Genomic DNA, 24,011 nt, shown 5'->3' on the forward strand with positions numbered 1-24,011 from the left:
CGCCGCGGTCTCCGCGCTCGCCGCGCACGCGGGCGCCTGGGCCGTCCGGGTCCACGAGGTACGGGCCACGGCCGACGCGGTCCGCGTGGCCCGCGCCGTCGAGGGCGCCGCATGACGGCGGCCACCGACGTGGAAGAGGTCGAGCTCGCCAACACGGCCTTCTACGAGACGATGGAGCGGGGCGACTTCGACGCGCTGTCCACCCTCTGGCTGGAGGACGAGATCTCCTGCGTCCACCCCGGCTGGCCGGTGCTCTCCGGGCGCGGTGACGTCCTCAGGTCGTACGCGCTGATCATGGCGAACACGGAGTACATCCAGTTCTTCCTGACCGATGTGGTGGTCAGCATCATCGACGACACCGCGCTGGTCACCTGCACCGAGAACATCCTCAGCGGGGGCCCCGCCGAGGAGGCCGGTGAGCTGGGCCCGCTGGTCGGGCAGCTGGTGGTGGCCACGAACGCGTTCCGCCGGACGCCGGAGGGCTGGAAGCTCTGGTCCCACCACGGCTCGCCCGTGCTCGCCGAGACCGGCGAGGGCGGCGAGGGCGAGGGCGGCGAAGGCCCGGCCGAGGGAGACGAGACCCCCGCCTGAGGCCGGCCGGGCCGCTCTGCGGCCCTGCGCTCTCCTCCGGCACCTGCGGCTCCTGCGGGATGGCATCGGAGGGCACAGGGCCGGCCGGACGGCACCTGACGGCACCTGACGGCACCGGATTCATCGGTTCGGGGAGTTCCTGGGGCCCGCAGGGTTCAGCTCCGCCGCCGAGGGTAGGGGCGAATATCACCCGCTCAGAACCGTGACCGCAGCCCCCGTGACCGGGTGCTGTCGGTAGCCGCAGGTAGATTCGAATGTGTGGGCCACGCCGACCGCATTCGGCTCAGGCCCGCCTACCGACGAACAGCAGGAGTGATTCGCGTGGATCGTGTCGCGCTGCGCGGCCTCAAGGCCCGTGGGAACCATGGCGTCTTCCCGAGGGAACGCGCGGAGGGCCAGACCTTCATCGTGGATCTGGTGCTCGGCCTCGACACCCGCCCCGCGGCGGCCGACGACGACCTGACGAAGACCGTGCACTACGGCGTGGTGGCGGAGGAGGTCGTCGACGTCGTCCGGGGCGAGCCGGTCGATCTCATCGAGACCCTGGCGGAGCGGATCGCCCAGCAGTGCCTCAAGCACGAAGGCGTCGAGGAGGTCGAGGTGGTCGTGCACAAGCCGGATGCCCCGATCACCGTCCCCTTCGACGACGTGACCATCACCATCATCCGGAGCCGAGTATGACCGTGTTTCCCAGCGAGCCGCAGAGCGACCCGACCGTACAGCCGGTACCGGCCTCCGTGGTCGCCCAGGTCGACGCGGCGGATGTGACGCTGTCCAATCCCAAACGGGCCGTGATCTCCCTCGGTGCCAACCTCGGCAACCGTCTGGAGACCCTGCAGGGCGCCATCGACGCCCTGGAGGACACTCCGGGCCTGCGGGTCAAGGCCGTCTCCCCGGTGTACGAGACAGAGCCCTGGGGCGTCGACCCCGGCTCGCAGCCCTCGTACTTCAACGCGGTGGTCGTCGTGAAGACGACGCTGCCGCCCGACTCGCTCCTGGAGCGCGGCCAGGCCATCGAGGAAGCCTTCGACCGGGTACGCGAGGAGCGCTGGGGCCCCCGCACCATCGACGTGGACATCCTGGCGTACGCGGACGTGGTCTCCGACGACCCGGTGCTGACGCTCCCGCACCCCCGCGCGCACCAGCGGGCCTTCGTCCTGGTGCCGTGGCACGACGTGGACCCGGCGGCCGAGGTGCCGGGCCGCGGCCCGGTGGCCGAGCTGCTGACGTCGGTCGACCGAGAAGGTGTACTGCCCCGCGCCGATCTGGAACTCTGCCTGCCCGAGTAGCCGTTAGCCTCTGGGGGGCCGCTCCGGGGTGTCCGGGCGCCGTCACAGGGACGGCTCCGCGCCCGGGGCCGGGGCAGACAGGGACAAGCAGAATGAAGAGCAGAGCGGTGAAGAGCAGAGCAGTGAAGAGCAACGTCACGTGAAGCAACTACGGCTCGGTGTGCTGGCCGGCCTGTTCGTCGTCGCCGGAGTGCTCTCCTGGGCGGGCGCCCGGCTGTGGAACGCGGTGGGCACCCTGCCGAGCGTGCCGCTCGCCGCGCCCATCGTGCTGGCCGCCATCGCGGTGGTCCTGCTCGCCACGGCGCTCTCGCTCCGCGCCCGGCTGCGAGCGCAGCGGGAGCGCCGTCCCGGCGCGAAGGGCGTGGACCCGCTGATGGCGGCGCGGGCGGTGGTCTTCGCCCAGGCCAGTGCGCTGGTGGCGGCGCTGGTCTGCGGGATGTACGGCGGCACGGGCGTCTATCTGCTCAGCCACCTCGACGACCCGGCCCGCAGGGACCAGGCGATCTACGCCGGTTTCTCGCTGGTGGCGGGGGTCGGGGTGGTCGCCGCCGCGTTCTTCCTGGAGCGGGTGTGCAAGCTCCCGGACGACGAGGACCACAACGGTCAGGGCGCGTCCGCCTGACCGCTCGGCCGGTCCGTGCTCAGCGCGCCATGATCAGGCTCATCGCCTCGGCCCGGGTCGCCGGGTCGCGCAGCTGGCCGCGGACCGCCGACGTGATCGTCTTCGCTCCGGGCTTCCGGACACCGCGCATCGTCATGCACATGTGCTCGCACTCGATGACCACGATCACCCCGCGCGGCTCCAGTATCTTCATCAGCGACTCCGCCACCTGCGTGGTCAGCCGCTCCTGGACCTGGGGGCGCCGGGCGAAGACGTCGACGAGCCGGGCCAGTTTCGACAGGCCGGTGATCTTCCCGTCGGACGACGGGATGTAACCGACGTGGGCGACGCCGGTGAACGGCACCAGATGGTGCTCGCAGTGGCTCTGCACCTCGATGTCCTTGACCAGGACCATCTCGTCGTGCCCCAGGTCGAACGTCGTCGTCAGCACGTCCTCGGGCTTCTGCCGCAGACCGGCGAAGATCTCCTTGTACGCGCGCGCCACCCGGGCCGGTGTCTCCAGCAGCCCCTCACGGTCCGGGTCCTCCCCCACGGCGATGAGCAGCTCCCGTACGGCATTCTCGGCCCGCTTCTCGTCGAACTCGCGGATCTGGCTCGCGCCGTCCAGCGTTATCGGGTCGGTCATCTGTGCCTCGCTCCTCAAAGAAAATGCCGCGTCCCCCAGGCTAGAACCTGGGGGACGCGGCTTGCATTCCGGGGCTGCCGGTACGGAAGGGCTCCGGGGCAGCGCTCGGGTCAGCTCTCCGGCCGGTCCTCGGGGACGGCCTCGATGCCGCCGCCGTCCGAGGGGGTCGTGCCGTTGGTACCCGCGGTGACCGCACCGACGGCGCCGTTGGTGAGCGCCAGCTCCCTCGGGGAGAGCACGGGCGGGCGCGTCGAAGGCGTACGCCGATTGGAGCCGGTCCACGCCGGGCGGGCCGGACGCTTCACGATGCCGGAGAAGACCTCGGCGATCTGCTCCTTGTTCAGCGTCTCCTTCTCGAGGAGCTGGAGGACCAGGTTGTCGAGAACGTCGCGGTTCTCGACGAGGATCTCCCACGCCTCGTTGTGCGCGGTCTCGATGAGCTTCTTGACCTCTTCGTCGACCAGCGCCGCGACCTCTTCCGAGTAGTCGCGCTGATGACCCATCTCCCGGCCCACGAACGGCTCGGTGTTGTCGCCACCGAACTTGATCGCGCCCAGGCGCTCGGTCATGCCGTACTGCGTGACCATCGCGCGAGCGGTGGCCGTGGCCTTCTCGATGTCGTTCGCCGCGCCCGTGGTCGGGTCGTGGAAGACGAGCTCCTCGGCCGCGCGCCCGCCCAGCATGTACGCCAGCTGGTCGAGCATCTCGTTACGCGTGGTCGAGTACTTGTCCTCGTCGGGCAGGACCATCGTGTAGCCGAGAGCACGGCCTCTGGAGAGGATCGTGATCTTGTGGACCGGGTCCGAGTTCGGGGAAGCCGCCGCGACCAGGGCGTGTCCGCCCTCGTGGTACGCGGTGATCTTCTTCTCCTTGTCGGACATGATCCGGGTCCGCTTCTGCGGGCCCGCCACGACACGGTCGATCGCCTCGTCCAGCGCTTCGTTGTCCACGAGCTTCTGGTTGCCGCGCGCCGTGAGGAGCGCCGCTTCGTTCAGCACGTTGGCCAGGTCGGCACCGGTGAAGCCGGGCGTACGACGGGCGACCGCGCTCAGATCGACGTCCTGAGCGACCGGCTTGCCCTTCTGGTGAACCTTGAGGATCTCCAGGCGGCCCTGCATGTCCGGACGGTCGACCGCGATCTGCCGGTCGAAACGGCCGGGACGCAGCAGCGCCGGGTCCAGGATGTCCGGCCGGTTGGTGGCGGCGATCAGGATGACCCCGCCCTTCACGTCGAAGCCGTCCATCTCCACGAGCAGCTGGTTCAGCGTCTGCTCGCGCTCGTCGTGGCCACCGCCGAGGCCCGCACCGCGGTGCCGGCCGACGGCGTCGATCTCGTCGACGAAGACGATCGCCGGAGCGTTCGCCTTGGCCTGCTCGAAGAGGTCACGCACTCGGGAGGCACCGACACCGACGAACATCTCGACGAAGTCGGAACCGGAGATCGAGTAGAACGGGACGCCCGCCTCGCCCGCGACGGCGCGCGCAAGCAGCGTCTTGCCCGTTCCCGGCGGCCCGTACAGCAGGACGCCCTTGGGAATCTTGGCGCCGACGGCCTGGAACTTCGCCGGCTCCTGCAGGAACTCCTTGATCTCATGGAGCTCTTCGACAGCCTCGTCGGACCCCGCCACATCGGAGAAGGTCGTCTTGGGGGTGTCCTTGGTGATCAGCTTGGCCTTTGACTTGCCGAACTGCATGACCTTGGAGCCGCCGCCCTGCATCTGATTCATCAGAAACAGGAAGACCACGACGATGAGTACGAAGGGCAGCAGCGAGAGCAGGATCCCGACGAAGGGGTTCTGCTTCGACGGCGAGACCGTGTAGCCCTTCGCGATGTCGCCGCTGTCGACCTTGCTCTGCAGCTTGGCGGCGAGGGCGGTGCCCTGCGCGTCGCCGATGTAGTTCGCCTGGAACTTGCCGCCCGACTCGCCGTTCAGCTTCTGGCCGTTCTTCAGCTCGATCTTGATGACGTTCTCGTCACCAGTCGTGACCTTGGCCTGCTCGACCTGGTTCTTGTCGATCGCCTGGACGACCTTGGAGGTGTCCACTGACTTGTAGCCGCCCGACGAGCCGACGACCTGCATCAACACGACCACGGCGAGGACGGCCAGCACGATCCACATGACCGGCCCACGGAAGTATCGCTTCACGTCCATCCATACGGGGCGGAACTACGCCCCGTCCCTCCTGCCCGTAGGTAAATGCTGCTGTGAGTAAAGACTGTTCTTCGGACGGTACCCCAGCATTGCCGCCCGCGACCTCACGGGAGTGCCGACGAACCTGCCTTCCCCTGCTCCAACGGCGGGAAATAGGTGAGGGTTCCCGTTCGGCTCACGGCTGAATGCCGGGACCGCCCGGCAGAGCCGGACGGGGTGTCAGCCGCCGTACACGTGCGGAGCCAGTGTGCCGACAAAGGGGAGATTGCGGTACTTCTCGGCGTAGTCGAGTCCGTATCCGACGACGAACTCATTCGGGATGTCGAACCCGGCCCACTTCACTTCGAGTGCGACCTTCGCCGCTTCCGGCTTGCGGAGCAGCGTGCAGACCTCCAGCGAGGCCGGCTCACGGGATCCGAGGTTCGACAGCAGCCAGGAGAGAGTCAGACCCGAGTCGATGATGTCCTCGACGATCAGGACGTGCTTGCCCTTGATGTCGGTGTCCAGGTCCTTGAGGATCCGGACGACGCCCGACGACTGGGTGCCCGCGCCGTACGACGACACCGCCATCCAGTCCATCGTGACCGACGAGGACAGCGCACGGGCCAGGTCGGCCATCACCATCACGGCGCCCTTGAGAACACCGACGAGCAGCAGATCCTTGCCCGCGTACTCCGCGTCGATCTTCGCGGCCAGCTCCGCGAGCTTGGCGTCGATCTCTTCCTTGGTGATGAGCACCGACGCGAGGTCGGTGCCCATGTCTTTCTCGTTCACCCGGGCCACTTTCAGTTGCTTGTGCTTCGGCTTGCGGCGCAGCTCTGCGTCAGCCTTGCCGGATAACCAGTCTGCCACCCTGCCGCTGAGCCTCGACCCGGCCGGGGAGGTTGATGGCGCCCTGGCCGCGCCAGCCGGTGATCAGCCGGTCAATCTCCTCGATGTGGCGGGCGAAGAGAGAACCGGCGGGCGAGCCCGCGGCGATGGCCGAGCGGCGCAGCACCCGGCTGCGGACGGCGGGCGGCAGGGCGTAGAGCTTGGCGCACTCCAGCTGCCCGGCGTCGTCCCTGGCCGCCTCCTCGGCGTTCGCGGCCCAGGCGTCCAGTGCGTCGGCGTCGTCGCGGGAGAGGCGTGCGGTGCGGGCCAGGGCTTCGACGACCCCTTTGCCGAGTGACTTCTCCAGGGCGGGCAGCCCTTCGTGGCGCAGCCGCGAGCGGGTGTACGAGGGGTCCGCGTTGTGCGGGTCGTCCCAGACCGGGAGGTGCTGGACGAGACATGCCTTGCGGGCCGTCTGGCGGTCGAGCTGGAGGAAGGGCCTGCGGTACCGGCCGGCCGCCCCCGAGACGGCCGCCATACCGGACAGGGAGCGGATGCCGGAGCCGCGGGCGAGGCCGAGCAGGACGGTCTCCGCCTGGTCGTCCCTGGTGTGGCCGAGGAGGACGGCCGCGGCGCCGCTGCGCTCCGCCACGGCGTCCAGCGCGGCGTACCTGGCGTCCCTGGCCGCGGCCTCGGGTCCGCCGTCCCTGCCGACGGTCACGGCGACGGATTCCACCGGGTCGAGCCCGAGGCCGGTGAGCCGGGAGACGACTTCGGCGGCGCGGGATTCCGAGCCGTCCTGGAGGCCGTGGTCGATGGTGACGCCGCCCGCGCGGACGCCGAGTTTGCGGGCCTCGAAGGCCAGGGCCGAGGCGAGCGCCATGGAGTCGGCGCCACCGGAGCATGCGACCAGCACCAGTGGCCGGTGCTGCTCGGACGGGGTGCCTGTGGGGCGTGCGCCCGGGGAGTGCGGAGCCTCCGGGCGTCCGGTCCGTTCGCCGGTGGCTCGGCCCTGCGCGGTCGCGGGGGCCGGGGTTCCGTCGATGGCCGTCTGTTCGTTGAGTACGTCGTGGAGTACGCGGCGGACCGCCAGGCGTATCGCTGCGACCGCAGGATGGGGACCCATATCCGGTGCCCTTCGGTGGAGTTGGGGGGGTGCCTCGGGTGGACGGCTGCGTCACACAGAGTGCATAGATGGTGACAGAACCAGGCCGATACCCGAGCATCGCACGCCAACTCCTCGCCCACGGTCCCTCGGATGGGTGATTACCACGGCGTACTTCTGCCGTGGCCGGGTCAGAGCGCCGCGTCGCCCTTACCGTGCACCCGCGCGATCCAGTCCGCCGGTGCGGCGATCTCCGCCTTGGTGGGCAGGGTGTTCGGCGAGGTCCAGACGCGGTTGAAGCCGTCCATGCCGACCTGTTCGACCACGGCCCGTACGAAGCGCTCGCCGTCGCGGTACTGGCGGAGCTTGGCGTCCAGGCCGAGCAGCTTGCGAAGTGCCTGGTCGAGACGGCCCGCCCCCTGTGCCCTGCGCTTCTGGAACTTCTCACGGATGTCGTCGACCGACGGCACGACCTGCGGGCCGACGCCGTCCATCACGTAGTCCGCGTGTCCTTCGAGGAGCGACATCACCGCGGTGAGCCGGCCCAGGATGTCCCGCTGGGCGGGGGTCTGGACCAGTTCGACGAGGGAGCTGCCGCCGTCGCCGTCCGCGCTGTCGGAGTCCGCCGGCCGGTTGCCCGCGAACGACTGGGCGGCCTCGCGCAGCCGCTCCAGGACGGTCATCGGGTCGACCTCGGTCTCCTCCAGGAACGACTGGATTTCGCCCTCCAGATGGTCGCGCAGCCAGGGCACGCCGGTGAACTGGGTGCGGTGGGTCTCCTCGTGCAGGCAGACCCAGAGCCGGAAGTCGTGCGGGTCGACCTCCAGCTCGCGCTCCACATGGACGATGTTCGGCGCGACCAGCAGCAGCCGGCCGCCGGTGCCCGCCGATCCGGGGAGGTCGCGTCCGGCGGGGGCGAACGTCTCGTACTGCCCGAGCACCCTGGAGGAGAGGAACGACAGCAGCATGCCCAGCTCGACGCCGGTGACCTTGCCGCCCACCGCGCCGAGCACGGCACCGCCGGGCGAGCTGCCGCGGCGGTCCTGCATCTTCTCGAGGAGGGGCTTCAGGACCTCGCGGAAGCCCGCGACGTTGGCCTTGACCCATCCCGCCCGGTCCACCACCAGGACCGGTGTGTCCTCCAGGTCCGTGCCCTCGGGGATCATCCGGGTGAAGGCGCGGACATGCTCCTCGGCGGACTTGGCGTGCCTGCGCAGCTCCGCCACCACCGCCCGGGCCTCGTCCCTGCTGACGTCAGGACCCTGCTTTGCGAAGCGGGTCGCAGTCGCCGTCGCGAGGTTCCAGTCGACCATCTCGGCACCACCGATGCGCGTCATGCGTCAACCGTACGTTCTCGGATCCGCGGACGGTGAGGTGTTGCACCTGCTGCCCCGGCCCGTACCGCCGGAGCCCGGCCCGCCTCAGCCCGTGCAGCCGCAGGACGCCACGGCGGTGCCGAGGCGGTCGAGCGCCGACTGGGCCGCGGTCGGGGACGCGGTGTGCGACGCCATGAACGCGAAGGCCAGCAGTCTGCCCCGGGCGTCCACCACCGTCCCGGCCAGCGTGTTCACCCCGGTCAGGGTGCCGGTCTTGGCGTGGATGAGACCGCCGGCGCCCGCCGGGTCCGTGTAGCGCTCGTCGAGCGTGCCGGTGAATCCGGCGACCGGCAGCCCGGTGAGGATCGGGCGCAGTTCGGGGTGGGCCGGGTCGCCCGCCCGGGTGAGGAGGGTGGCGAGCAGGGCCGGTGAGACCTTGTCCTGCCGGTTCAGCCCGCTGCCGTCGGCGAAGTGCGCCCCGGCCAGCGGCAGGCCGAGCTTCTTCAGCCGGTCCAGGACGGCCCGGCCGGCGCCCGCGAAGCTCGCGGGTTCGTGCGCGGCGAGCGCGGTCTGCCGGGCGACGGCCTCCGCGATGTCGTTGTCGCTGTTGGTCAGCGCCCGCTCGACCAGCGCCGAGAGCGGCGCGGAGTACGTCGTCGCGACCGGCTTCGCGTCCTTCGGGGACTTCCCAGGCGACGGCGCGCCCTTGCAGTGGACCGACCGGTCGGCCAGCAGCGAGGCGAACGTACGGGCGGTGTCGCCCGCCGGGTCGCCGGTACGCGGGGCCGGCCCGTGGTCCGCCTTCTCCGGGGACGAGCCGGACGAGCCGGAGGAGGAGCCGCCGTCCAGCCGCCCTTCGTCCGTCATGAGGGCGCTGACCGGGGCGATGTTGTCGTTGGGGCCGATGGGGTGCAGCAGCGGCCCCGAGTAGAGCGAGGTGTCGTACGCGATACGGACGGAGCTGACGCCCCGCTCGTGCAGCGCCTTGGCCGTGGCGTCGGCGAGCGTGCGCAGGCCGTCCCGGTCGAGCGTGGGGTCGCCGCCGCCCTTGAGGGTGAGCCGTTTCCCGTCGGGGCTCGCGGTGACGGTGGTGGCGATGCGGTGGTCGGGGCCGAGCGCGGAGAGCCCGGCGGTCATCGTCGCGAGCTTCACGGTGGAGGCGGGGGTCATGGGCCGGTCGGCTTCCGACCCGTAGAGCCGCCTGCCGGTGGCCGCGTCGACGACCACCCCGCCCGCGGTGGGGCCGAGCGCCGGGTCGTCCATCAGATGACCGAGCGCCTTGCCGAGCCCCTTGCCGGTCGGCGCGGAGCTGCTGCCGAGCGCCGCCAGTACGCCGGGCGCGCTGGGCGCGGGCGCCGGGCCCGCGCCGTGCGCGGGGCTTCCGTGATCTGCGCCACCTGTCAGGTCCCGGGCGGCGGCCCAGTCCCGCTCGGCCTTACGCTGGCCTGAGTCCCAGGGTCCGGACGCCGCGATCAGCCCGGCCGCGAGCGCGAGACCGATCACGGCGGAGCCCGCCGAGAGTTGCCACGTCGTCACCTTCGGCACCGGCACCTCGGAGCAGCCCCTTTCGCGATCACACATCGTCGTGGGGGACACTTAACCACTGCGTTTGCCGTGTGCGCGGCATCCGGCCGGTCCGGCAGGACGCAGCACCACCCGAAGTTCGTGTTGATCATGGAGGAGCCACCCGTGGAGTTCGACGTCACCATCGAGATTCCGAAGGGTTCGCGGAACAAGTACGAGGTGGACCACGAGACCGGCCGGATCCGTCTGGACCGTCGCCTCTTCACCTCGACCAGCTACCCCGCGGACTACGGATTCGTCGAGAACACCCTCGGCGAGGACGGCGACCCGCTGGACGCCCTTGTCCTGCTGGACGAGCCGACCTTCCCCGGCTGTGTCATCAAGTGCCGCGCGATCGGCATGTTCCGGATGACCGACGAGGCGGGCGGCGACGACAAGCTGCTCTGCGTCCCGGCGTCCGACCCCCGGGTGGAGCACCTGCGCGACATCCACCACGTGTCGGAGTTCGACCGCCTGGAGATCCAGCACTTCTTCGAGGTCTACAAGGACCTGGAGCCCGGCAAGTCCGTCGAGGGCGCCGACTGGGTCGGCCGCGCCGACGCCGAGGCCGAGGTCGAGAACTCGTACAAGCGCCTCCAGGCGCAGGGCGGGTCGCACTGAGACCGGTCCGCTCTCCGAGACTGCCGCTGCGGGCGGTGCGTTCCCTCACGGGCGCACCGCCCGCAGTGCGTCCGGAGGCGGTACGGCCGGTATCCGTGCGCATACTGGGCAGGCGCTGATCAGGTACGGGAGAGGTGGGAGCTGAGCGAGTGGCTGAGACGGACGGTCCCGAGGACCGCAAGCCGCAGTCGGACGAGGTACGGAGTGCGTTCGTGCCGCCGACGGGCACGGGCACCCCGCCCCCCGAGGACTCCTCGACCACATCCGAGTTCGCCGTGCCGCCCGGGCTGGCCGCCGAGACGCCGTCCGAGCCGGAGGGCTCGGCCTTCACCCCGCCCCAGACGTACAGCGCCCAGAACTCGCCGCCCGCCTTCACCCCGGCCCATGGCTTCCCCATGATCAAGCTGGCCAAGGAGGCGCCCTGGCAGGACCGGATGCGCACCATGCTGCGGATCCCGGTCCATGAGCGGCCGGCGATGGAGGCCGCGCAGAAGCAGGACGACGAGTCGGGCCCCGCCGTGCCGCGCGTGCTCGACCTGACGCTGCGTATCGGGGAGTTGCTGCTCGCGGGCGGCGAGGGCGCCGAGGACGTGGAAGCGGCGATGTTCGGCGTCACCCAGGCGTACGGGCTCGAACGCTGCGAGCCGACCGTCACCTTCACCCTGCTGTCGATCTCGCACCAGCCCTCACTCGTGGACGACCCGGTGACGGCGAGCCGTACCGTACGCCGCCGGGGCACCGACTACACCCGGCTGGCGGCCGTCTACCACCTCATCGACGACATCACGTCCGAGGACGTCGATGTCTCGCTGGAGGAGGCGTACCGCGGCCTGGCCGGGATCCGCCGTAACCGGCACCCCTATCCGGGCTGGGCGCTGACGACCGCCAACGGGCTGCTCGCCGGCGGGGCCTCGGTGCTGGTCGGCGGTGGCGCGCTGGTCTTCGTCGCGGCGATGGTGGGCGCGATGCTCGGCGACCGGCTGGCCTGGCTGCTCGCCGGGCGCGGGCTGCCGGAGTTCTACCAGTTCGCGGTGGCCGCGATGCCGCCCGCCGCGGTGGGGGTGGCGCTCACCCTCGCCCACGTGCCCGATCTGCGCGCCTCCGCCGTCATCACCGGTGGGCTGTTCGCCCTGCTGCCGGGGCGGGCGCTGGTCGCGGGTGTCCAGGACGGGCTGACCGGCTACTACATCACCGCGTCCGCGCGGTTGCTCGAAGTCGTCTACTTCTTCATCTCGATCGTCATCGGCGTGCTGATCGTGATCTGGCTGGGGCTCCAGTTCGGCGCCAACCAGCTCAACGCCGAGGCGGCGCTGACGGGCGTCAACAGGCCCGTCATCCAGATCTTCGCCGCGATGCTGCTGACCTTCGCCTTCGCGATCCTGCTCCAGCAGGACCGCTCGACGGTGCTGATCGTGACGCTGAACGGCGGGGTGGCCTGGATCGTCTACGGGGCGCTGCACTACGCGGGGCACATCTCGGCAGTGCCGTCCACCGCCGTCGCGGCCGGACTCGTGGGTCTGTTCGGGCAGCTGTTCTCGCGCTACCGGTACGCGTCGGCCCTGCCGTATGTGACGGCGGCGATCGGGCCGCTGCTGCCCGGCTCCGCGACGTACTTCGGGATGCTGTACTTCGCGCACAGCGACGTCAACAGGGGGCTGGCCTCGGTGACCAAGGCGGCCGCGCTGGCGCTGGCCATCGCGGTCGGGGTGAACCTCGGTGGTGAGATCTCCCGGCTCTTCATGAAGGCACCCGGCGTGGTCGGCGGGCAGCGCAGGGCCGCGAAGCGCACCCGCGGGTTCTGAGGCGCCGAGGTCGGGGCGCCGCGGGTCGAGGAACCGAGGTCGGGGCGCCGCGGGTCGAGGCGCCGGTGTTCCGGACCGGCGCCTGCGGGCTACCGCTTGGCGTGCCGGCGGCGCTGGGTGCCGCCGGGGGCCTCGCCGTCCCGTGCGTCGGCCGCCGGTGCGCCCTCCCGGTTCGCCTTGCCGCGCGAGCGCAGGTACTCGATCGCGATCGGCACCACCGACACCAGGACGATCGCGACGAGGATCAGCTCGATGTGCGCGTTGACGAACGCGACCTTGCCGAGCCCGGCGCCCAGCAGGGTGACGCCCACGCCCCAGAGCGTGCCGCCGATGAGGTTGAAGATCACGAACGAGCGGTAGTTCATCCGGCTCACGCCCGCGATGATCGGCGTGAACGTCCGCACGATGGGCACGAAGCGGGCCAGCACCAGCGACTTCGGGCCGTACTTCTCGAAGAAGTCGTGCGCCTTCTCGACGTTCTCCTGCTTGAAGAGCTTGGAGTCCGGGCGCCGGAAGAGCGAGGGCCCGACCTTGCGGCCGAACAGATAGCCCACCTGGTCGCCCGCCACAGCGGCGATGGCCACCAGCACACAGAGCAGCCAGAGCGGGGTGCCGAGCTTGCCCGTGGTGACGAGAAGACCGCTGGTGAACAGCAGGGAGTCGCCCGGCAGGAAGAAGCCGATCAGCAGGCCGGACTCGGCGAAGACGATCACCAGCAGACCGGCCACCCCGAAGGTGCTGATCAGATAGTCCGGGTCCATCCAGCTCGGTCCGAGCGCGAGAGTAGTCACGGGTTCCGGGCTCCTGGGGTCAGTCGGCATGGGTCATGCGGGTAATGGCTGGCCAAAGTTATCAACGCCCGCGCGCGGTTCCTGGTTCCATCGCCTCCGCGCGGGTGCGGTACACGGATTATCGGGCAAGGTGATCACCAGGAGGTGATGCCGGATGAGCATCGAGGATTACGGCGGCGGCCAGTGGCCCCAGGCCGACGTCCTGGTCGTCACGACGAACGACGTCCCCGGATACACGGTCCAGCAGGTGGTCGGCGAGGTGTTCGGCCTCACAGTCCGCTCCCGCCATCTGGGCAGCCAGATCGGCGCCGGTCTGAAGTCGATGATCGGCGGCGAGCTCAAGGGGCTGACGAAGACCCTGGTGGAAACCCGTAACCAGGCGATGGAGCGGTTGATCGAGCAGGCCCGCGCGCGGGGCGCCAACGGGGTGCTCGCGATGCGGTTCGACGTCACCGAGGCGGCGGACATCGGTACCGAGGTGTGCGCGTACGGCACGGCCGTCATGCTCGCCAAGCAGTGACGGCGGGTCTGTACGGACGAGCAGCCCTGACGAGGAAAGCCCTGACGAGGAAGGCGAACGCGAACCATGCCACTGCACCGAGGCGCGAACGGGTCGGACGACACCGGGAAACAGCGCACCATCGCCGTGAACCCCTTCTTCGGCGAGGCGAACCCCGTCGGCGGCATGGACACCGCCCCGCCCAAGCACCGGCTCCCCGACAGCGCGCTGCCGCCGACGAGCGCGTACCAGCTGGTCCATGACGAGCTGATGCTGGACGGCAACTCCCGGCTCAATCTGGCCACCTTCGTCACCACCTGGATGGAGCCGCAGGCGGGGGTGCTCCTCGCGGAGTGCCGGGACAAGAACATGATCGACAAGGACGAGTACCCGCGCACCGCCGAGCTGGAGCGGCGCTGTGTGGCGATGCTCGCCGACCTGTGGAACGCGCCGGATCCCACGACCACCGTGGGCTGTTCGACGACCGGTTCCAGCGAGGCGTGCATGCTGGCCGGTATGGCGTTCAAGCGGCGCTGGGCGAAGCGGAACGCCGACCGCTATCCGGCCACCGCGCGGCCGAACCTCGTCATGGGCGTCAACGTCCAGGTCTGCTGGGAGAAGTTCTGCAACTTCTGGGAGGTCGAGGCGCGGCAGGTCCCCATGGAGGGCGACCGCTACCACCTGGACCCGCAGGCCGCCGCCGACCTCTGCGACGAGAACACCATCGGGGTGGTGGCCGTGCTCGGCTCCACCTTCGACGGGTCGTACGAGCCGGTCGCCGAGCTCTGCGCGGCTCTGGACGCCCTCCAGGAGCGCACCGGGCTCGACATCCCCGTGCATGTCGACGGGGCCTCGGGAGCGATGGTCGCTCCCTTCCTCGACACCGACCTGGCCTGGGACTTCCGGCTGCCCCGGGTCTCGTCCATCAACACGTCGGGCCACAAGTACGGCCTGGTCTACCCGGGTGTCGGCTGGGCGCTGTGGCGCTCGCCTGAGGAACTGCCCGAGGAACTGGTCTTCCGGGTCAACTACCTGGGCGGCGACATGCCGACCTTCGCCCTCAACTTCTCCCGGCCGGGCGCGCAGGTGGTGGCGCAGTACTACACGTTCCTGCGGCTGGGCAAGGAGGGGTACCGGGCCGTCCAGCAGGCCACCCGCGACGTGGCGCAGGGGCTGGCCGGCCGGATCGAGGCGCTCGGCGACTTCCGGCTGCTCACCCGGGGCAACGAGCTGCCGGTCTTCGCCTTCACCACCACGGACGACACCACGAGCTTTGACGTGTTCGACGTGTCGCGGCGGCTGCGCGAACGGGGGTGGCTGGTGCCCGCGTACACCTTCCCGGAGAACCGGCAGGACCTGTCGGTGCTGCGGGTGGTCTGCCGCAACGGGTTCTCCGAGGACCTGTCCGATCTGCTGCTCGACGACCTGGAGTCACTGCTGCCCGAACTGCGGCGGCAGTCGGCGCCGTTGGAGCGGAGCAAGGCGGAGGCCACGGCCTTCCACCACTGAATCGGCCACTGGGCCAGCCGCTGAACAGCGCGCGCCGCACCCGTCAGGCGTCGTCCCCCGGGTGCGGCCCGCCGTTCGCGTACGGGTTCTCCTCGCCCTCGGCGAGAACGCCCACGAACGGCTCGCCCTCCCCCGCGAAGACGTACGCGCCGCCCTCGATCCGCGCGATCAGCCCGCGGGTCCACTCGGCCCCGGCGTCCGCCGTGTGCACCCAGAGGTTCATGATCTCGCCGATGTGGCCGAGCTGTTGCGGGCCGCCCTCGGGGATGTAGTGCGCGGTGACCGAGGCCCGCCAGGTCTCCGTCGCCCGCAGGCGTTCCTTCAGGAGCTCCACGGCCTCGGCACGCTCCAGGTCGACAATGCAGCCGAGCGCGGCCGACATGACGTCCATCTTCTGGTCGTAGGTGACGAGCGCCTCCCTGAGCAGCCTGAGGTACTCCTCCCGGCCCGCCGGGGTCATCTCGTACTCGGTGCGCGGCGGGCCGCCCGCCGTGCTCGGAGCGGTCTCGTTGGCCAGCAGCATGCCCTGCTTCGCCAGCTGCTTCAGGGCGTGGTAGATCGACCCCGGCTTGGCGTTGGACCACTCGTGGGCGCCCCAGTACTCCAGGTCGTTGCGGACCTGATAGCCGTGTGCCCTCCCGTGCTGGCGGACCGCTCCGAGGACGAGCAGACGGATCGCTGACATGGGGCCAGCCTAAGGGCTGTCCCAGGCCCTGTCGCTTGACTCCGGGGCCTGCCCGTGACCTCAGAACGGGAAGCTGCTGCGCCCGTGCTGGATCGAGATCCACTGCTGGGTGGTGAACACGTCGACCATGGAGTCGCCGTTCAGCCGGCCGAGGCCCGAGCGCTTCTCGCCGCCGAAGGGGACGATCGGCTCGTCGTGCACGGTGCCGTCGTTGATGTGGATCATGCCGGTACGCACCCGGCGGGCGAGGCGGACACCGCGCTCGACGTCACCGGTGTGCACCGCGCCGCTCAGGCCGTACGGGGTGTCGTTGGCGATACGGACCGCCTCGTCCTCCCCGTCGAACGGGACGAGCAGCGCCACCGGGCCGAAGATCTCCTGCTGGAGCGCCGGCGCATCGGCGGCGAGTCCGGTCAGGACCGTGGGCGAGACCAGGCTGCCCTCGGCGCGCCCGTGCACCAGGGCCGTCGCCCCGGCGGCCACCGCCTGCTCGACGACGGAGGTGACGGCCTCGGCCTGCGAGGCGTTGATGAGCGGACCGATGTGGGTGGCGGGGTCGGCCGGGTCGCCGGTCCTGAGCGTCTTCACCTTGGCGACGAACTTCTCGGTGAACTCCTGCTCCACAGCGCGGTCCACCAGGATGCGGTTGGCGGCCATACAGACCTGGCCCTGGTGCACGTAGCGGCTGAAGACCGCCGCGTCGACCGCGTAGTCGATGTCGGCGTCGTCCAGCACGATCAGCGCGCTGTTGCCGCCGAGTTCGAGGACGGCGTGCTTGAAGTGCGCCGCGCAGACCGTGGCGACGTGCTGGCCGACCTTGTCGGAGCCGGTGAACGAGATGACCTTGGGCACCGGGTGGGTGAGCAGCGCGTCGCCGATCTCGGCGATGTCGGTGACCACCACGTTCAGCAGGCCGGCCGGCAGTCCCGCCTCCTCGAACACCTTGGCCAGCAGGGTGCCGCCGCAGACCGGGGTGTTCTGGTGCGGTTTGAGGACCACGGCGTTGCCGAGGGCCAGCGCCGGGGCGACCGACTTCATGGAGAGCAGGAAGGGGAAGTTGAACGGGCTGATGACACCCACGACGCCGACCGGGACGCGGTAGACGCGGTTCTCCTTGCCGTCGACCGGGGAGGCGATGATGCGGCCTTCGGGGCGCAGCGCCAGCTGCACGGCCTCGCGCAGGAACTCCTTGGTGAGGTGCAGCTCGAAGGCGGCCTTCAGCCGGGTGCCGCCCAGCTCGGTGACGATGGCGTCGGCTATCTCGTCCTCGCGCTCCTCGATGATGCGCAGGGCGCGTTCGAAGACGGTGCGGCGGGTGTAGGGGTTCGTCGCGGCCCAGGTCTCCTGGGCGCGTTCGGCGGCGCGGTACGCCTGGTCCACCTCGGCGGCTGTGGCCACGGTGACCGCGGCCAGCTTCGTCTCGTCGTACGGGTTGAAGTCGATGATGTCCCAGGAGCCGCTGCCGGGCTTCCACTCACCGTCGATGTACTGAAGAGCAAGCTCGCTGAAGAAGGACATGAAATCCCTAACTGCCGCTGCCGCGCGCGCAGATGCTCATGACGCCCAAGGGCCTGATGGCATCTCATCGTACGTGCGTTTCACGTGGTGCGAAGGATGTCCCTGATGATGGCGCGGGTGTCTTCCGGCGGCGGGCTGTCCTGCTGGAGCTGGGTCATCGCCCTTTCGTACTGGGCGACTTCCTCTCCCTTGTCGAGGTAGAGGGAGCCGGTCAGCTGCTCCAGATAGACGAGGTCCGACAGATCCGACTCGGGGAAGCGCAGCATCGCGAAGGATCCGCTCTCGCCCGCGTGCCCGCCGAAGCTGAACGGCATCACCTGGAGCGTGATGTTCTCCCGCTCGGACATCTCGATGAGATGCTCCAACTGGCCGCGCATCACGTCCCGTTGGCCGTACGGGCGGCGCAGGGCCGATTCGTCGAGCACGGCGTGCAACTGCGGCGCGTGCTCGGCGACCAGGACCTTCTGGCGCTCCAGGCGCAGCGCGACCCGGCGGTCGATGTCGGCGGCCGGCGCGTCCGCGTTGCCCCGGGTGACGACCGCGTGGGCGTACGCCTCGGTCTGCAACAGGCCGTGCACGAACTGCACTTCGTACGCACGGATCAGCGAGGCAGCGCCTTCGAGGCCGATGTACGTCTGGAACCAGCCGGGCAGCACATCGCCGTAACTGTGCCACCAGCCCGCGAGGTTGGCCTCCTTGGCGAGGCCCAGCAGCGCCTCGCGCTCGGTCGCGTCGAGCACTCCGTAGAGCGTGAGGAGGTCCTCGACGTCCCTGGACTTGAAGCTCACCCGTCCCAACTCCATGCGGCTGATCTTGGACTCCGAGGCCCGGATCGAGTATCCGGCGGCCTCCCGGGTGATCCCGAGTGAATCGCGCAGCCGTCTGAGCTGTGAGCCCAGGAGGATGCGCCGTACGACGGACCCACCTCCGGTGCTCAGCGTCTGGGAAGACCCCCAGGACTCGCCTGCTGACACTTTCCAACCCTCCCCGGTCGTGATGTGGGGGGCAGTCTGCCACTAAAACGCTCCGCCCTGTACTCGATCGATTACAGAAAGAGCAAAGCCCGGCAGGCGAAGGGCAGATGGGCGCCGGAAGAGCGCAAGAAGAAATGCGCCAGAACCGGCACGGGGCCGCTCAAGTCAGGCGCGTGCACGTGCATCTGCCCTTGCATCTGCCGTACGCATTCGGAACCATGGGCCCCGCGCACCTGCGTTCTCGTACCACCGCACGCTGGCTACGGCCGCGAAACCGGGGAGTGCCTCGCATGGGGACGAATGGATCGGCCATGCTCGAGCCGTTGAGGCAGGGCCTTCCTCCGATCGACCCCTCGTCCGTGTCCGGTTCCGCCTCCTGCGCTCTGCCGCCGAAGTTCGAAGCGGTGCGGGGAGCACGGCACTTCACCAAGTCGACGCTCACGTCGTGGGGCCTGTGCGAACGGTTCGACGATGTCGCGCTGGTGGTCTCGGAACTCGTCACCAACGCCCTGCGCCACGCCCTGCCGACGGACGCCCCGCGCGACGAGGACGCCCCGGTGCGGCTGCATCTGATGCGGTGGACCTCCCGCCTGGTGTGCGCGGTACGGGACCCGAGCGACGGCGCGCCTGCCGCCCGCCCGACGGACGACTTCGCGGCCGAGTCGGGCCGGGGCCTCTTCCTGGTGGACTCCTTCGCCGACAGCTGGGGCTGGCACCCGCTGGCGGGGACGCTGCACGGGAAGGTGGTCTGGGCGCTGTTCCGGTTGCAGGGGGAGCAGTAACCGACCGATCGTTTCGGGGTCGCACCAACGGTCCCGACGGACGAGAACCGGGGGACGAAGGCCGGGGGGACGAGAACCGAGGGCCGGGGGACAACGGACGGCCGAGGCAGGGGCCGGACCTCCTCACCGAGTCAGCGCTCCTCGCCAGGTCAACGTTCCTCGCCCAGCAGGAAGGTACTGCCGACCGAGTTCGGCAGGAAGGCGTCGGGCAGCCGGGTCGCCAGTGCCTGCTGCGCCGCCCAGCTGGTGCAGTGCGCCGGGACCACCACTTCGGGCGCCGCGGCGGCCAACTCGTCGATCGTCCGGTCGACGACCGGCCCGAACCGCAGGTGCAGGCCGCCCAGCACCCCGTACACCCGCTGGTTTCCCGTCACTTTCCTGGCATGCCGTACGAGGTTGACGATCCCCGCGTGTCCGCATCCGGTCAGGATCACCAGCCCCTTGCCCCGAATGTTGAGCACGAGGGCCTGGTCGTCCTCGATGAGCTCGTCCGGGCCCCAGTCCCCTGCGAGGCAAGCCTGGTGGCCGGGCATCCCCGTCTCGAAGTCAGTACTGCGTTCGACTTCTCCGGTGAGCAGGAGGAAGTCGTCCAGCAGCAAGGACGGGCGCCGGTCCTCGATGACCGTGAAGCCGGCCCCTTCGATGGCGCCGCGGCTGGGCGTCGGGAGGTCCAGCACACCGCCGGGGCCGGCGATCCGGCGCCGTCGCCACGCGTCGGGGTGCAGGAGCACCGGCATGGCGGACCGGCCCAGTCTGCGTACGAGTCCGTGCAGACCGTTGACGTGGTCGAAGTGACCGTGGCTGAGGACGATGGCCTCGAACGTGTCCGGGTGAATGCCGAGGCGGTCGAGGTTGCCGGTCAGACCGTCGGTGGTCGCTCCGGCGCCGAAGAGGATCCGCCGGTCGCGGCCGCCTGTGCTGATCTCCACCATCGCCGAGAACCCGTGCTCGGCCCGGAGGACATCGACCGTGGTGCCCTCGGTGGTGAGTCCGGCCGGTGCTACGGGCAGGGGCGCGCCGGATCCGGCCCCGGCCAGGCCCCACCGCCTCACGAGACGTCCGTCCGGCAGCAGGGCGTCGCTGGAATTGTCGATCAGCGTCGTCACCCGTGCGCTGTCGACCGGCGCCAGCTTGACGTGCATGTTTCCTCCTCGGTGGCATCGGTCCGGTACCGCACCGATGTCACCGCGTCCCGGGCCGCCGGGTCCAGGACCGATTCCGTATCGCTCCGGGCGTCTCGGTATCGTGGCCGGTCATGGACTTCCGGCAGCTGGGGTACTTCGTCGCTGTGGCCGAGGAACTGCACTTCGGCCGCGCCGCCGCCCGGCTGCACATGTCGCAGCCGCCGCTGAGCCGGCGCATCCGGGAGCTGGAGGAGGAACTCGGCTGCCGGCTGCTGGAACGCTCCCCGCGAGGTGTGCTGCTCACGGACAGCGGCCGGGCCCTGCTCGACGAGGCGAAGGAACTGCTGGAACACGCCGAGCGGGTGAAGGAGAAGGTGCGGCGGAGCGCCGGACACCGCACGGTCGTCGTCGGCGCGGTCGCCGGCGCGGGAGCGGCCCTCGACGCCGGGATGCGGGAGACCTTCCGCCGGCGGTATCCGCGGGCGGCCGTCCGGCTGCGGGAGTGCGGCCTGGCCGATCCGAGCGCGGGCTTGCGCACGGGGCAGGTCGATATGGCCCTCACCCGCCTGCCCTTCGACACGGCGGGCCTTGCCGTCCGGGTCCTCCACGAAGAACCGCTGGTGGCCGCCATGCCGTCCAGCGACCCGCTGGCCGGCTCGGCCCGGATCGACATCTCCGACCTGCGCGGACGCACGACGTTCCGGCTGCCGCCGGGGGCCGACCCGCAGTGGCGCGACTTCTGGCTCGCGGCCGGCTCCGACGATCCGGACCCGCCGGTGGTGACCACGATCGGCGAGTGCCTGCACGCGGTCGTGTGGCAGTCAGCCATCGGCCTGCTCCCGGCAGCCGCGGCCCACCACCACGCGACCCCGGGCATCAGCTTCGTACCCGTCACCGGCCACCGCCCCAGCCGCGTGGCACTGGCCTGGCGGGCCGGAGAGCCCGACGAACTCGTCCTCGGCCTGATCGACATCGCCGGCCGGCCGTGTGACCGATGAGCTGCGGCGCGGATGAGCTACGGAACCGGACAGCTCTGAGCGAGGCTCCACCGCCGATACGAGTGCGAGCCTGAGCACTTGGCGTTGCATCGGAGAACGAAGGCCGTTGGCACCAGTTGCGTTCCACCTCAGCCAGCGATCGCCCTCGCGTTCTCCGTGGTGGGCGTAGGCCGTGCCCTCAGCCCTGTTCCGCGACCAGGTGGTCGAACTCCCCCGCCTTCGCGCCGTGCAGCATCGCCGCTATCTCGGCCGTCGTGTAGACAAGAGCCGGGCCGTCGGGGTGGCGTGAGTTGCGTACCGCCACGTCTCCGCCGGGCAGTCTGGCGAACTCCACGCACGAGCCCTGCGAGTTGCTCAGCTCGCTCTTCTGCCAGATGACCCCGTGAAGTGCTGTGGCCGCCATGCCGTTGTACGCGTGGTGCACAGGTCGCTCCCGGGTAGTGCAGATAGTGCAGAAGTACGCGGCACCGGAGTACGGACGTACGGAAGTACAGGTATCAACTGTCCTGGATCATAGCTGTGTTCACTTGCATATGCATGAGCAGATGCACGTGCACGCGGGGTGTTCGGTCCACTACAGCCTTGCCGCTGAAACGTTCCTCATGCACTGGGACGCGCCAATCCCCGATCCGGCTCCCTGGTAGCTTGTCGCGGTCCGTCATCCACACCAGGGGGATCAGTAAATGAACAGGTTCGTACGCATCACCGGCATCACGGTCACCGGCCTTGCCGCCGCGCTCGTGATCAGCGGGTGTTCCAGCAGCGACAGCAAGAGCTCCGACTCCTCCAAGGACCAGGGCAAGGGCGCCGCCACCGCCACCCCGGCGCCCTCCGCGTCCAGCGGCGGCGGTGCGGGTGGCGGTGCCGGTGCGAAGGCCGGTGACATCGAGGGCAGTTGGCTCGCCACGACCGGCGGCAAGTCCACCGCGCTGGTGATCCAGGGCAAGCAGGCCGCCATCGCGGGCCAGCACGTCTGCACCGGCACGGTCGCGGACATGGGCAAGCCGATGCTGTCCCTCAAGTGCCCCGACGGCAACAACGACCGCACCATGGGGTCGATCGAGTCCGTCGACGGCACGACGATGACGGTGTCGTGGGATGCCGGGATCAAGGACACCTTCAAGAAGACCGACGGGAAGACGAAGCTCCCGGACGGGCTGCAGATGCCGAAGTCCTGATGCCGAGTCCTTGATCCGAAGCCCTGGCGCGGACTCCTAAGCGTCTTCCGCCGGGGCGGGACGGGGCCGCGGCGCCTCCTCGTCCAGGGCCGCGGTGAGTTCGTCGAGGGTGTCGAGGAGCAGCCCGGCACCGCTGCGTACGACCTGGTCGGGTACGCCCTCGCCGTCCCACGCGGCGAGATTCTCGCGTACCTCGTCCCAGTGCGGGACGCGCCGCTGCCTGATGTCCTTGGCGCCCCGCTCGACCGCGTGCAGGAGCGCGTCCGCGACCTCGCGCGCCGCCGGTACGGGGGTGGTGGAGCGGCCGGGCAGATGGGCCTCCATCAGCATGGCGGCCCGGCCCAGCTGCGCCATCGCCTCCTCGGCGTCGGCCGCGGCCGACCGGGAGAGGCCGCGGTGGCGCACCGGTTCGTGGGTGGCCCGCTCCAGGGCCTCCTGCCAGGCGATCCTGGCGGTACGCGCGGCCAGCACCGCGTCGCGGACATCGGTCCTGCGGGCCCCGGCCGGGTCGGCGTAGTGCGCGACGACCGCCGCCGCGTAACGGCCGTCGGCGAGCAGCCAGTCGGCGAGCCGGTTGCGCAGCCTGGGTGTCTCCCAGGCCGGATAGACGGCGTACGCGATCATCGCGAGCAGCCCGCCGATCAGGGTGAGCAGCACCCGGTCCCGGACGGTCTGCTCGACGCCGAGTCCGCTCATGCCGAGGAGGAAGACCACATAGGCGGAGACGCAGGCCGAGCTGGCCGCGTATCCGGTGCGCATCAGAAGGAACATCAGCCCCGCGCAGACCACCGCGAGCGCCCCGGACGGATACGGGCCGGGGTGCGCCAGCTGGACGACGGCGGTGGCGATCGTCACGCCGACGAGTGTGCCGCCGAAGCGGGCCACGGCGCGGCCGTACGTCTGTGAGAACGCCGGGCGCATCACCATCACCGAGGCCAGCGGCACCCAGTAGCCGTGCCCGAACGGAAGGGCGACGCCGATGAGATAGCCCACCGCCGCGACCACCGCGGTGCGGATCGCGTGGCGCAGGACGGGCGAGTCGTGGTGGTGCAGTTCCTTGCGCATGGTCCGCAGGACGACCGGGGCCATCCGTACCAGCGTGGGCCGCACCAGTGGCTCGGTGTCGTTCGTGGTGCCCTCGCCCTGGGCTGTCTCGACGACGTCGCGGAGCAGGGTCGCCAGCCGGGCGGCGGCGCGACGGGCGGGGCCGGTGAGCACGTCGGCGTTGTCGGGGGCCTCCAGTACGGCGAGGGCCGGGGCGGAGATGACCACCGGTTCGCCGTGCCGGACGGCGTGGGCCGCGGTGTCCAGTACGGAGCCGGCCGCCGCCAGGAGTTGCAGGACCCGTTCGCGCTCGGGCCCTTCCGACGCGGCGCCGACGGCCGGGTCGGCGAGCGAGGCGAGCACGGGCCTGACCCGCTCGGCGATACCGCGGGTGCCGTGCAGTTCGGCCGGG

At 70.3% G+C, this 24,011-nt stretch carries 24 protein-coding genes; 11 read left to right on the top strand and 13 right to left on the bottom strand.

Annotated features, from left to right (window positions below):
- Window positions 1-111 precede the first annotated feature (111 nt).
- From G3I19_RS19235 to G3I19_RS19250, 4 genes are all read left to right on the top strand, one after another.
- On the top strand, window positions 112-591 hold the full coding sequence (locus G3I19_RS19235) for a nuclear transport factor 2 family protein (protein WP_164264882.1): 480 nt from the start codon (window positions 112-114) through the stop codon (window positions 589-591).
- 321 nt (window positions 592-912) lie between these two features.
- Window positions 913-1,272 (top strand): dihydroneopterin aldolase, encoded by a 360-nt coding sequence (folB, locus tag G3I19_RS19240; protein WP_164264883.1) that lies wholly within the window; start codon window positions 913-915, stop codon window positions 1,270-1,272.
- Entirely contained in the window at window positions 1,269-1,880 is a 612-nt protein-coding gene (gene folK, locus G3I19_RS19245; protein WP_164264884.1) for a 2-amino-4-hydroxy-6-hydroxymethyldihydropteridine diphosphokinase, read from the top strand. The genes folB and folK overlap by 4 nt, the downstream gene beginning before the upstream one ends.
- A gap of 139 nt (window positions 1,881-2,019) precedes the next feature.
- A complete protein-coding gene (locus G3I19_RS19250; protein ID WP_164264885.1) occupies window positions 2,020-2,502 on the top strand; it encodes a DUF3180 domain-containing protein in 483 nt (160 codons plus the stop codon).
- Between the two features lie 19 nt (window positions 2,503-2,521).
- Here G3I19_RS19250 and folE read toward each other — a convergent pair whose 3' ends face one another.
- The 6 genes from folE to dacB form a co-directional block, all read right to left on the bottom strand.
- Entirely contained in the window at window positions 2,522-3,127 is a 606-nt protein-coding gene (gene folE, locus G3I19_RS19255; RefSeq protein ID WP_164264886.1) for a GTP cyclohydrolase I FolE, read from the bottom strand.
- Window positions 3,128-3,237: 110 nt separating this feature from the next.
- Window positions 3,238-5,280 carry an ATP-dependent zinc metalloprotease FtsH gene (gene ftsH, locus G3I19_RS19260; RefSeq protein ID WP_164264887.1) on the bottom strand — a complete coding sequence of 681 codons (2,043 nt, stop codon included), beginning with the start codon at window positions 5,278-5,280 and terminating at the stop codon, window positions 3,238-3,240.
- A gap of 219 nt (window positions 5,281-5,499) precedes the next feature.
- Window positions 5,500-6,039, bottom strand: a complete 540-nt coding sequence (gene hpt, locus G3I19_RS19265; RefSeq protein ID WP_164264903.1) for a hypoxanthine phosphoribosyltransferase — start codon at window positions 6,037-6,039, stop codon at window positions 5,500-5,502.
- Window positions 6,040-6,103: 64 nt separating this feature from the next.
- Complete coding sequence (gene tilS / locus G3I19_RS19270) at window positions 6,104-7,216, bottom strand: tRNA lysidine(34) synthetase TilS (protein ID WP_164264888.1); 1,113 nt, start codon at window positions 7,214-7,216, stop codon at window positions 6,104-6,106.
- 170 nt (window positions 7,217-7,386) lie between these two features.
- Window positions 7,387-8,532: a zinc-dependent metalloprotease gene (locus G3I19_RS19275; RefSeq protein ID WP_164264889.1), complete on the bottom strand. Its 1,146-nt coding sequence runs from the start codon at window positions 8,530-8,532 to the stop codon at window positions 7,387-7,389.
- Between the two features lie 84 nt (window positions 8,533-8,616).
- Entirely contained in the window at window positions 8,617-10,092 is a 1,476-nt protein-coding gene (dacB, locus tag G3I19_RS19280; protein ID WP_164264890.1) for a D-alanyl-D-alanine carboxypeptidase/D-alanyl-D-alanine-endopeptidase, read from the bottom strand.
- A 108-nt stretch (window positions 10,093-10,200) separates the two neighbouring features.
- On the opposite strand from dacB, the gene G3I19_RS19285 reads away from it, so the two are divergent.
- Together G3I19_RS19285 and G3I19_RS19290 are read left to right on the top strand one after the other, a co-directional pair.
- The gene (locus G3I19_RS19285; protein ID WP_164264904.1) at window positions 10,201-10,695 is read left to right on the top strand and encodes an inorganic diphosphatase; all 495 of its coding nucleotides are present in this window, start codon (window positions 10,201-10,203) and stop codon (window positions 10,693-10,695) included.
- Between the two features lie 149 nt (window positions 10,696-10,844).
- Window positions 10,845-12,497: a threonine/serine exporter family protein gene (locus G3I19_RS19290; protein WP_164264891.1), complete on the top strand. Its 1,653-nt coding sequence runs from the start codon at window positions 10,845-10,847 to the stop codon at window positions 12,495-12,497.
- 89 nt (window positions 12,498-12,586) lie between these two features.
- Here the strand turns inward: G3I19_RS19290 and G3I19_RS19295 are convergent, their stop codons facing one another.
- Entirely contained in the window at window positions 12,587-13,288 is a 702-nt protein-coding gene (locus tag G3I19_RS19295; protein ID WP_164264892.1) for a VTT domain-containing protein, read from the bottom strand.
- 154 nt (window positions 13,289-13,442) lie between these two features.
- Between G3I19_RS19295 and G3I19_RS19300 the strand changes: the two genes are divergently transcribed.
- Together G3I19_RS19300 and G3I19_RS19305 are read left to right on the top strand one after the other, a co-directional pair.
- Window positions 13,443-13,808 (top strand): YbjQ family protein, encoded by a 366-nt coding sequence (locus G3I19_RS19300; protein WP_164264893.1) that lies wholly within the window; start codon window positions 13,443-13,445, stop codon window positions 13,806-13,808.
- 66 nt (window positions 13,809-13,874) lie between these two features.
- Entirely contained in the window at window positions 13,875-15,296 is a 1,422-nt protein-coding gene (locus G3I19_RS19305) for a glutamate decarboxylase (RefSeq protein ID WP_164264894.1), read from the top strand.
- A 43-nt stretch (window positions 15,297-15,339) separates the two neighbouring features.
- Here G3I19_RS19305 and G3I19_RS19310 read toward each other — a convergent pair whose 3' ends face one another.
- The 3 genes from G3I19_RS19310 to G3I19_RS19320 all read right to left on the bottom strand — a co-directional run bounded on the left by G3I19_RS19310 (window position 15,340) and on the right by G3I19_RS19320 (window position 18,473).
- On the bottom strand, window positions 15,340-15,981 hold the full coding sequence (locus tag G3I19_RS19310; RefSeq protein WP_164264895.1) for a PadR family transcriptional regulator: 642 nt from the start codon (window positions 15,979-15,981) through the stop codon (window positions 15,340-15,342).
- Between the two features lie 60 nt (window positions 15,982-16,041).
- Window positions 16,042-17,499: an aldehyde dehydrogenase family protein gene (locus tag G3I19_RS19315; protein ID WP_164264896.1), complete on the bottom strand. Its 1,458-nt coding sequence runs from the start codon at window positions 17,497-17,499 to the stop codon at window positions 16,042-16,044.
- A gap of 80 nt (window positions 17,500-17,579) precedes the next feature.
- Entirely contained in the window at window positions 17,580-18,473 is an 894-nt protein-coding gene (locus G3I19_RS19320) for a helix-turn-helix transcriptional regulator (protein ID WP_164264897.1), read from the bottom strand.
- A gap of 290 nt (window positions 18,474-18,763) precedes the next feature.
- Between G3I19_RS19320 and G3I19_RS19325 the strand changes: the two genes are divergently transcribed.
- Window positions 18,764-19,255, top strand: a complete 492-nt coding sequence (locus G3I19_RS19325) for an ATP-binding protein (RefSeq protein ID WP_164264898.1) — start codon at window positions 18,764-18,766, stop codon at window positions 19,253-19,255.
- A gap of 149 nt (window positions 19,256-19,404) precedes the next feature.
- On the opposite strand, the gene G3I19_RS19330 is transcribed toward G3I19_RS19325, so the two are convergent.
- Window positions 19,405-20,397: an MBL fold metallo-hydrolase gene (locus tag G3I19_RS19330; protein ID WP_164264899.1), complete on the bottom strand. Its 993-nt coding sequence runs from the start codon at window positions 20,395-20,397 to the stop codon at window positions 19,405-19,407.
- Between the two features lie 113 nt (window positions 20,398-20,510).
- Between G3I19_RS19330 and G3I19_RS19335 the strand changes: the two genes are divergently transcribed.
- Complete coding sequence (locus G3I19_RS19335; RefSeq protein WP_164264900.1) at window positions 20,511-21,377, top strand: LysR family transcriptional regulator; 867 nt, start codon at window positions 20,511-20,513, stop codon at window positions 21,375-21,377.
- Window positions 21,378-21,555: 178 nt separating this feature from the next.
- Here G3I19_RS19335 and G3I19_RS19340 read toward each other — a convergent pair whose 3' ends face one another.
- Entirely contained in the window at window positions 21,556-21,801 is a 246-nt protein-coding gene (locus G3I19_RS19340; RefSeq protein WP_343235146.1) for a DUF397 domain-containing protein, read from the bottom strand.
- 259 nt (window positions 21,802-22,060) lie between these two features.
- Here G3I19_RS19340 and G3I19_RS19345 point away from each other — a divergent pair, with 259 nt between their 5' ends.
- The gene (locus G3I19_RS19345; RefSeq protein ID WP_164264901.1) at window positions 22,061-22,555 is read left to right on the top strand and encodes a hypothetical protein; all 495 of its coding nucleotides are present in this window, start codon (window positions 22,061-22,063) and stop codon (window positions 22,553-22,555) included.
- A gap of 36 nt (window positions 22,556-22,591) precedes the next feature.
- On the opposite strand, the gene G3I19_RS19350 is transcribed toward G3I19_RS19345, so the two are convergent.
- A partial coding sequence (locus tag G3I19_RS19350) for an FUSC family protein (protein ID WP_164264902.1) occupies window positions 22,592-24,011 on the bottom strand: 1,420 nt, incomplete at its 5' end.

The sequence above is a fragment of the Streptomyces sp. SID10853 genome (assembly GCF_010548145.1).
GTDB lineage: Bacteria > Actinomycetota > Actinomycetes > Streptomycetales > Streptomycetaceae > Streptomyces.

Excerpts from the sequence above, each read along its gene's own strand:
- G3I19_RS19235 (WP_164264882.1), top strand. The coding sequence starts at position 112 with ATGACGGCGGCCACCGACGTGGAAGAGGTCGAGCTCGCCAACACGGCC.
- folK (WP_164264884.1), top strand. The coding sequence starts at position 1,269 with ATGACCGTGTTTCCCAGCGAGCCGCAGAGCGACCCGACCGTACAGCCG.
- folE (WP_164264886.1), bottom strand. The coding sequence starts at position 3,127 with ATGACCGACCCGATAACGCTGGACGGCGCGAGCCAGATCCGCGAGTTC.
- ftsH (WP_164264887.1), bottom strand. The coding sequence starts at position 5,280 with ATGGACGTGAAGCGATACTTCCGTGGGCCGGTCATGTGGATCGTGCTG.
- hpt (WP_164264903.1), bottom strand. The coding sequence starts at position 6,039 with ATGGGCACCGACCTCGCGTCGGTGCTCATCACCAAGGAAGAGATCGAC.
- tilS (WP_164264888.1), bottom strand. The coding sequence starts at position 7,216 with ATGGGTCCCCATCCTGCGGTCGCAGCGATACGCCTGGCGGTCCGCCGC.
- G3I19_RS19275 (WP_164264889.1), bottom strand. The coding sequence starts at position 8,532 with ATGACGCGCATCGGTGGTGCCGAGATGGTCGACTGGAACCTCGCGACG.
- dacB (WP_164264890.1), bottom strand. The coding sequence starts at position 10,092 with ATGTGTGATCGCGAAAGGGGCTGCTCCGAGGTGCCGGTGCCGAAGGTG.
- G3I19_RS19300 (WP_164264893.1), top strand. The coding sequence starts at position 13,443 with ATGAGCATCGAGGATTACGGCGGCGGCCAGTGGCCCCAGGCCGACGTC.
- G3I19_RS19305 (WP_164264894.1), top strand. The coding sequence starts at position 13,875 with ATGCCACTGCACCGAGGCGCGAACGGGTCGGACGACACCGGGAAACAG.
- G3I19_RS19310 (WP_164264895.1), bottom strand. The coding sequence starts at position 15,981 with ATGTCAGCGATCCGTCTGCTCGTCCTCGGAGCGGTCCGCCAGCACGGG.
- G3I19_RS19315 (WP_164264896.1), bottom strand. The coding sequence starts at position 17,499 with ATGTCCTTCTTCAGCGAGCTTGCTCTTCAGTACATCGACGGTGAGTGG.
- G3I19_RS19325 (WP_164264898.1), top strand. The coding sequence starts at position 18,764 with ATGGGGACGAATGGATCGGCCATGCTCGAGCCGTTGAGGCAGGGCCTT.
- G3I19_RS19330 (WP_164264899.1), bottom strand. The coding sequence starts at position 20,397 with ATGCACGTCAAGCTGGCGCCGGTCGACAGCGCACGGGTGACGACGCTG.
- G3I19_RS19335 (WP_164264900.1), top strand. The coding sequence starts at position 20,511 with ATGGACTTCCGGCAGCTGGGGTACTTCGTCGCTGTGGCCGAGGAACTG.
- G3I19_RS19345 (WP_164264901.1), top strand. The coding sequence starts at position 22,061 with ATGAACAGGTTCGTACGCATCACCGGCATCACGGTCACCGGCCTTGCC.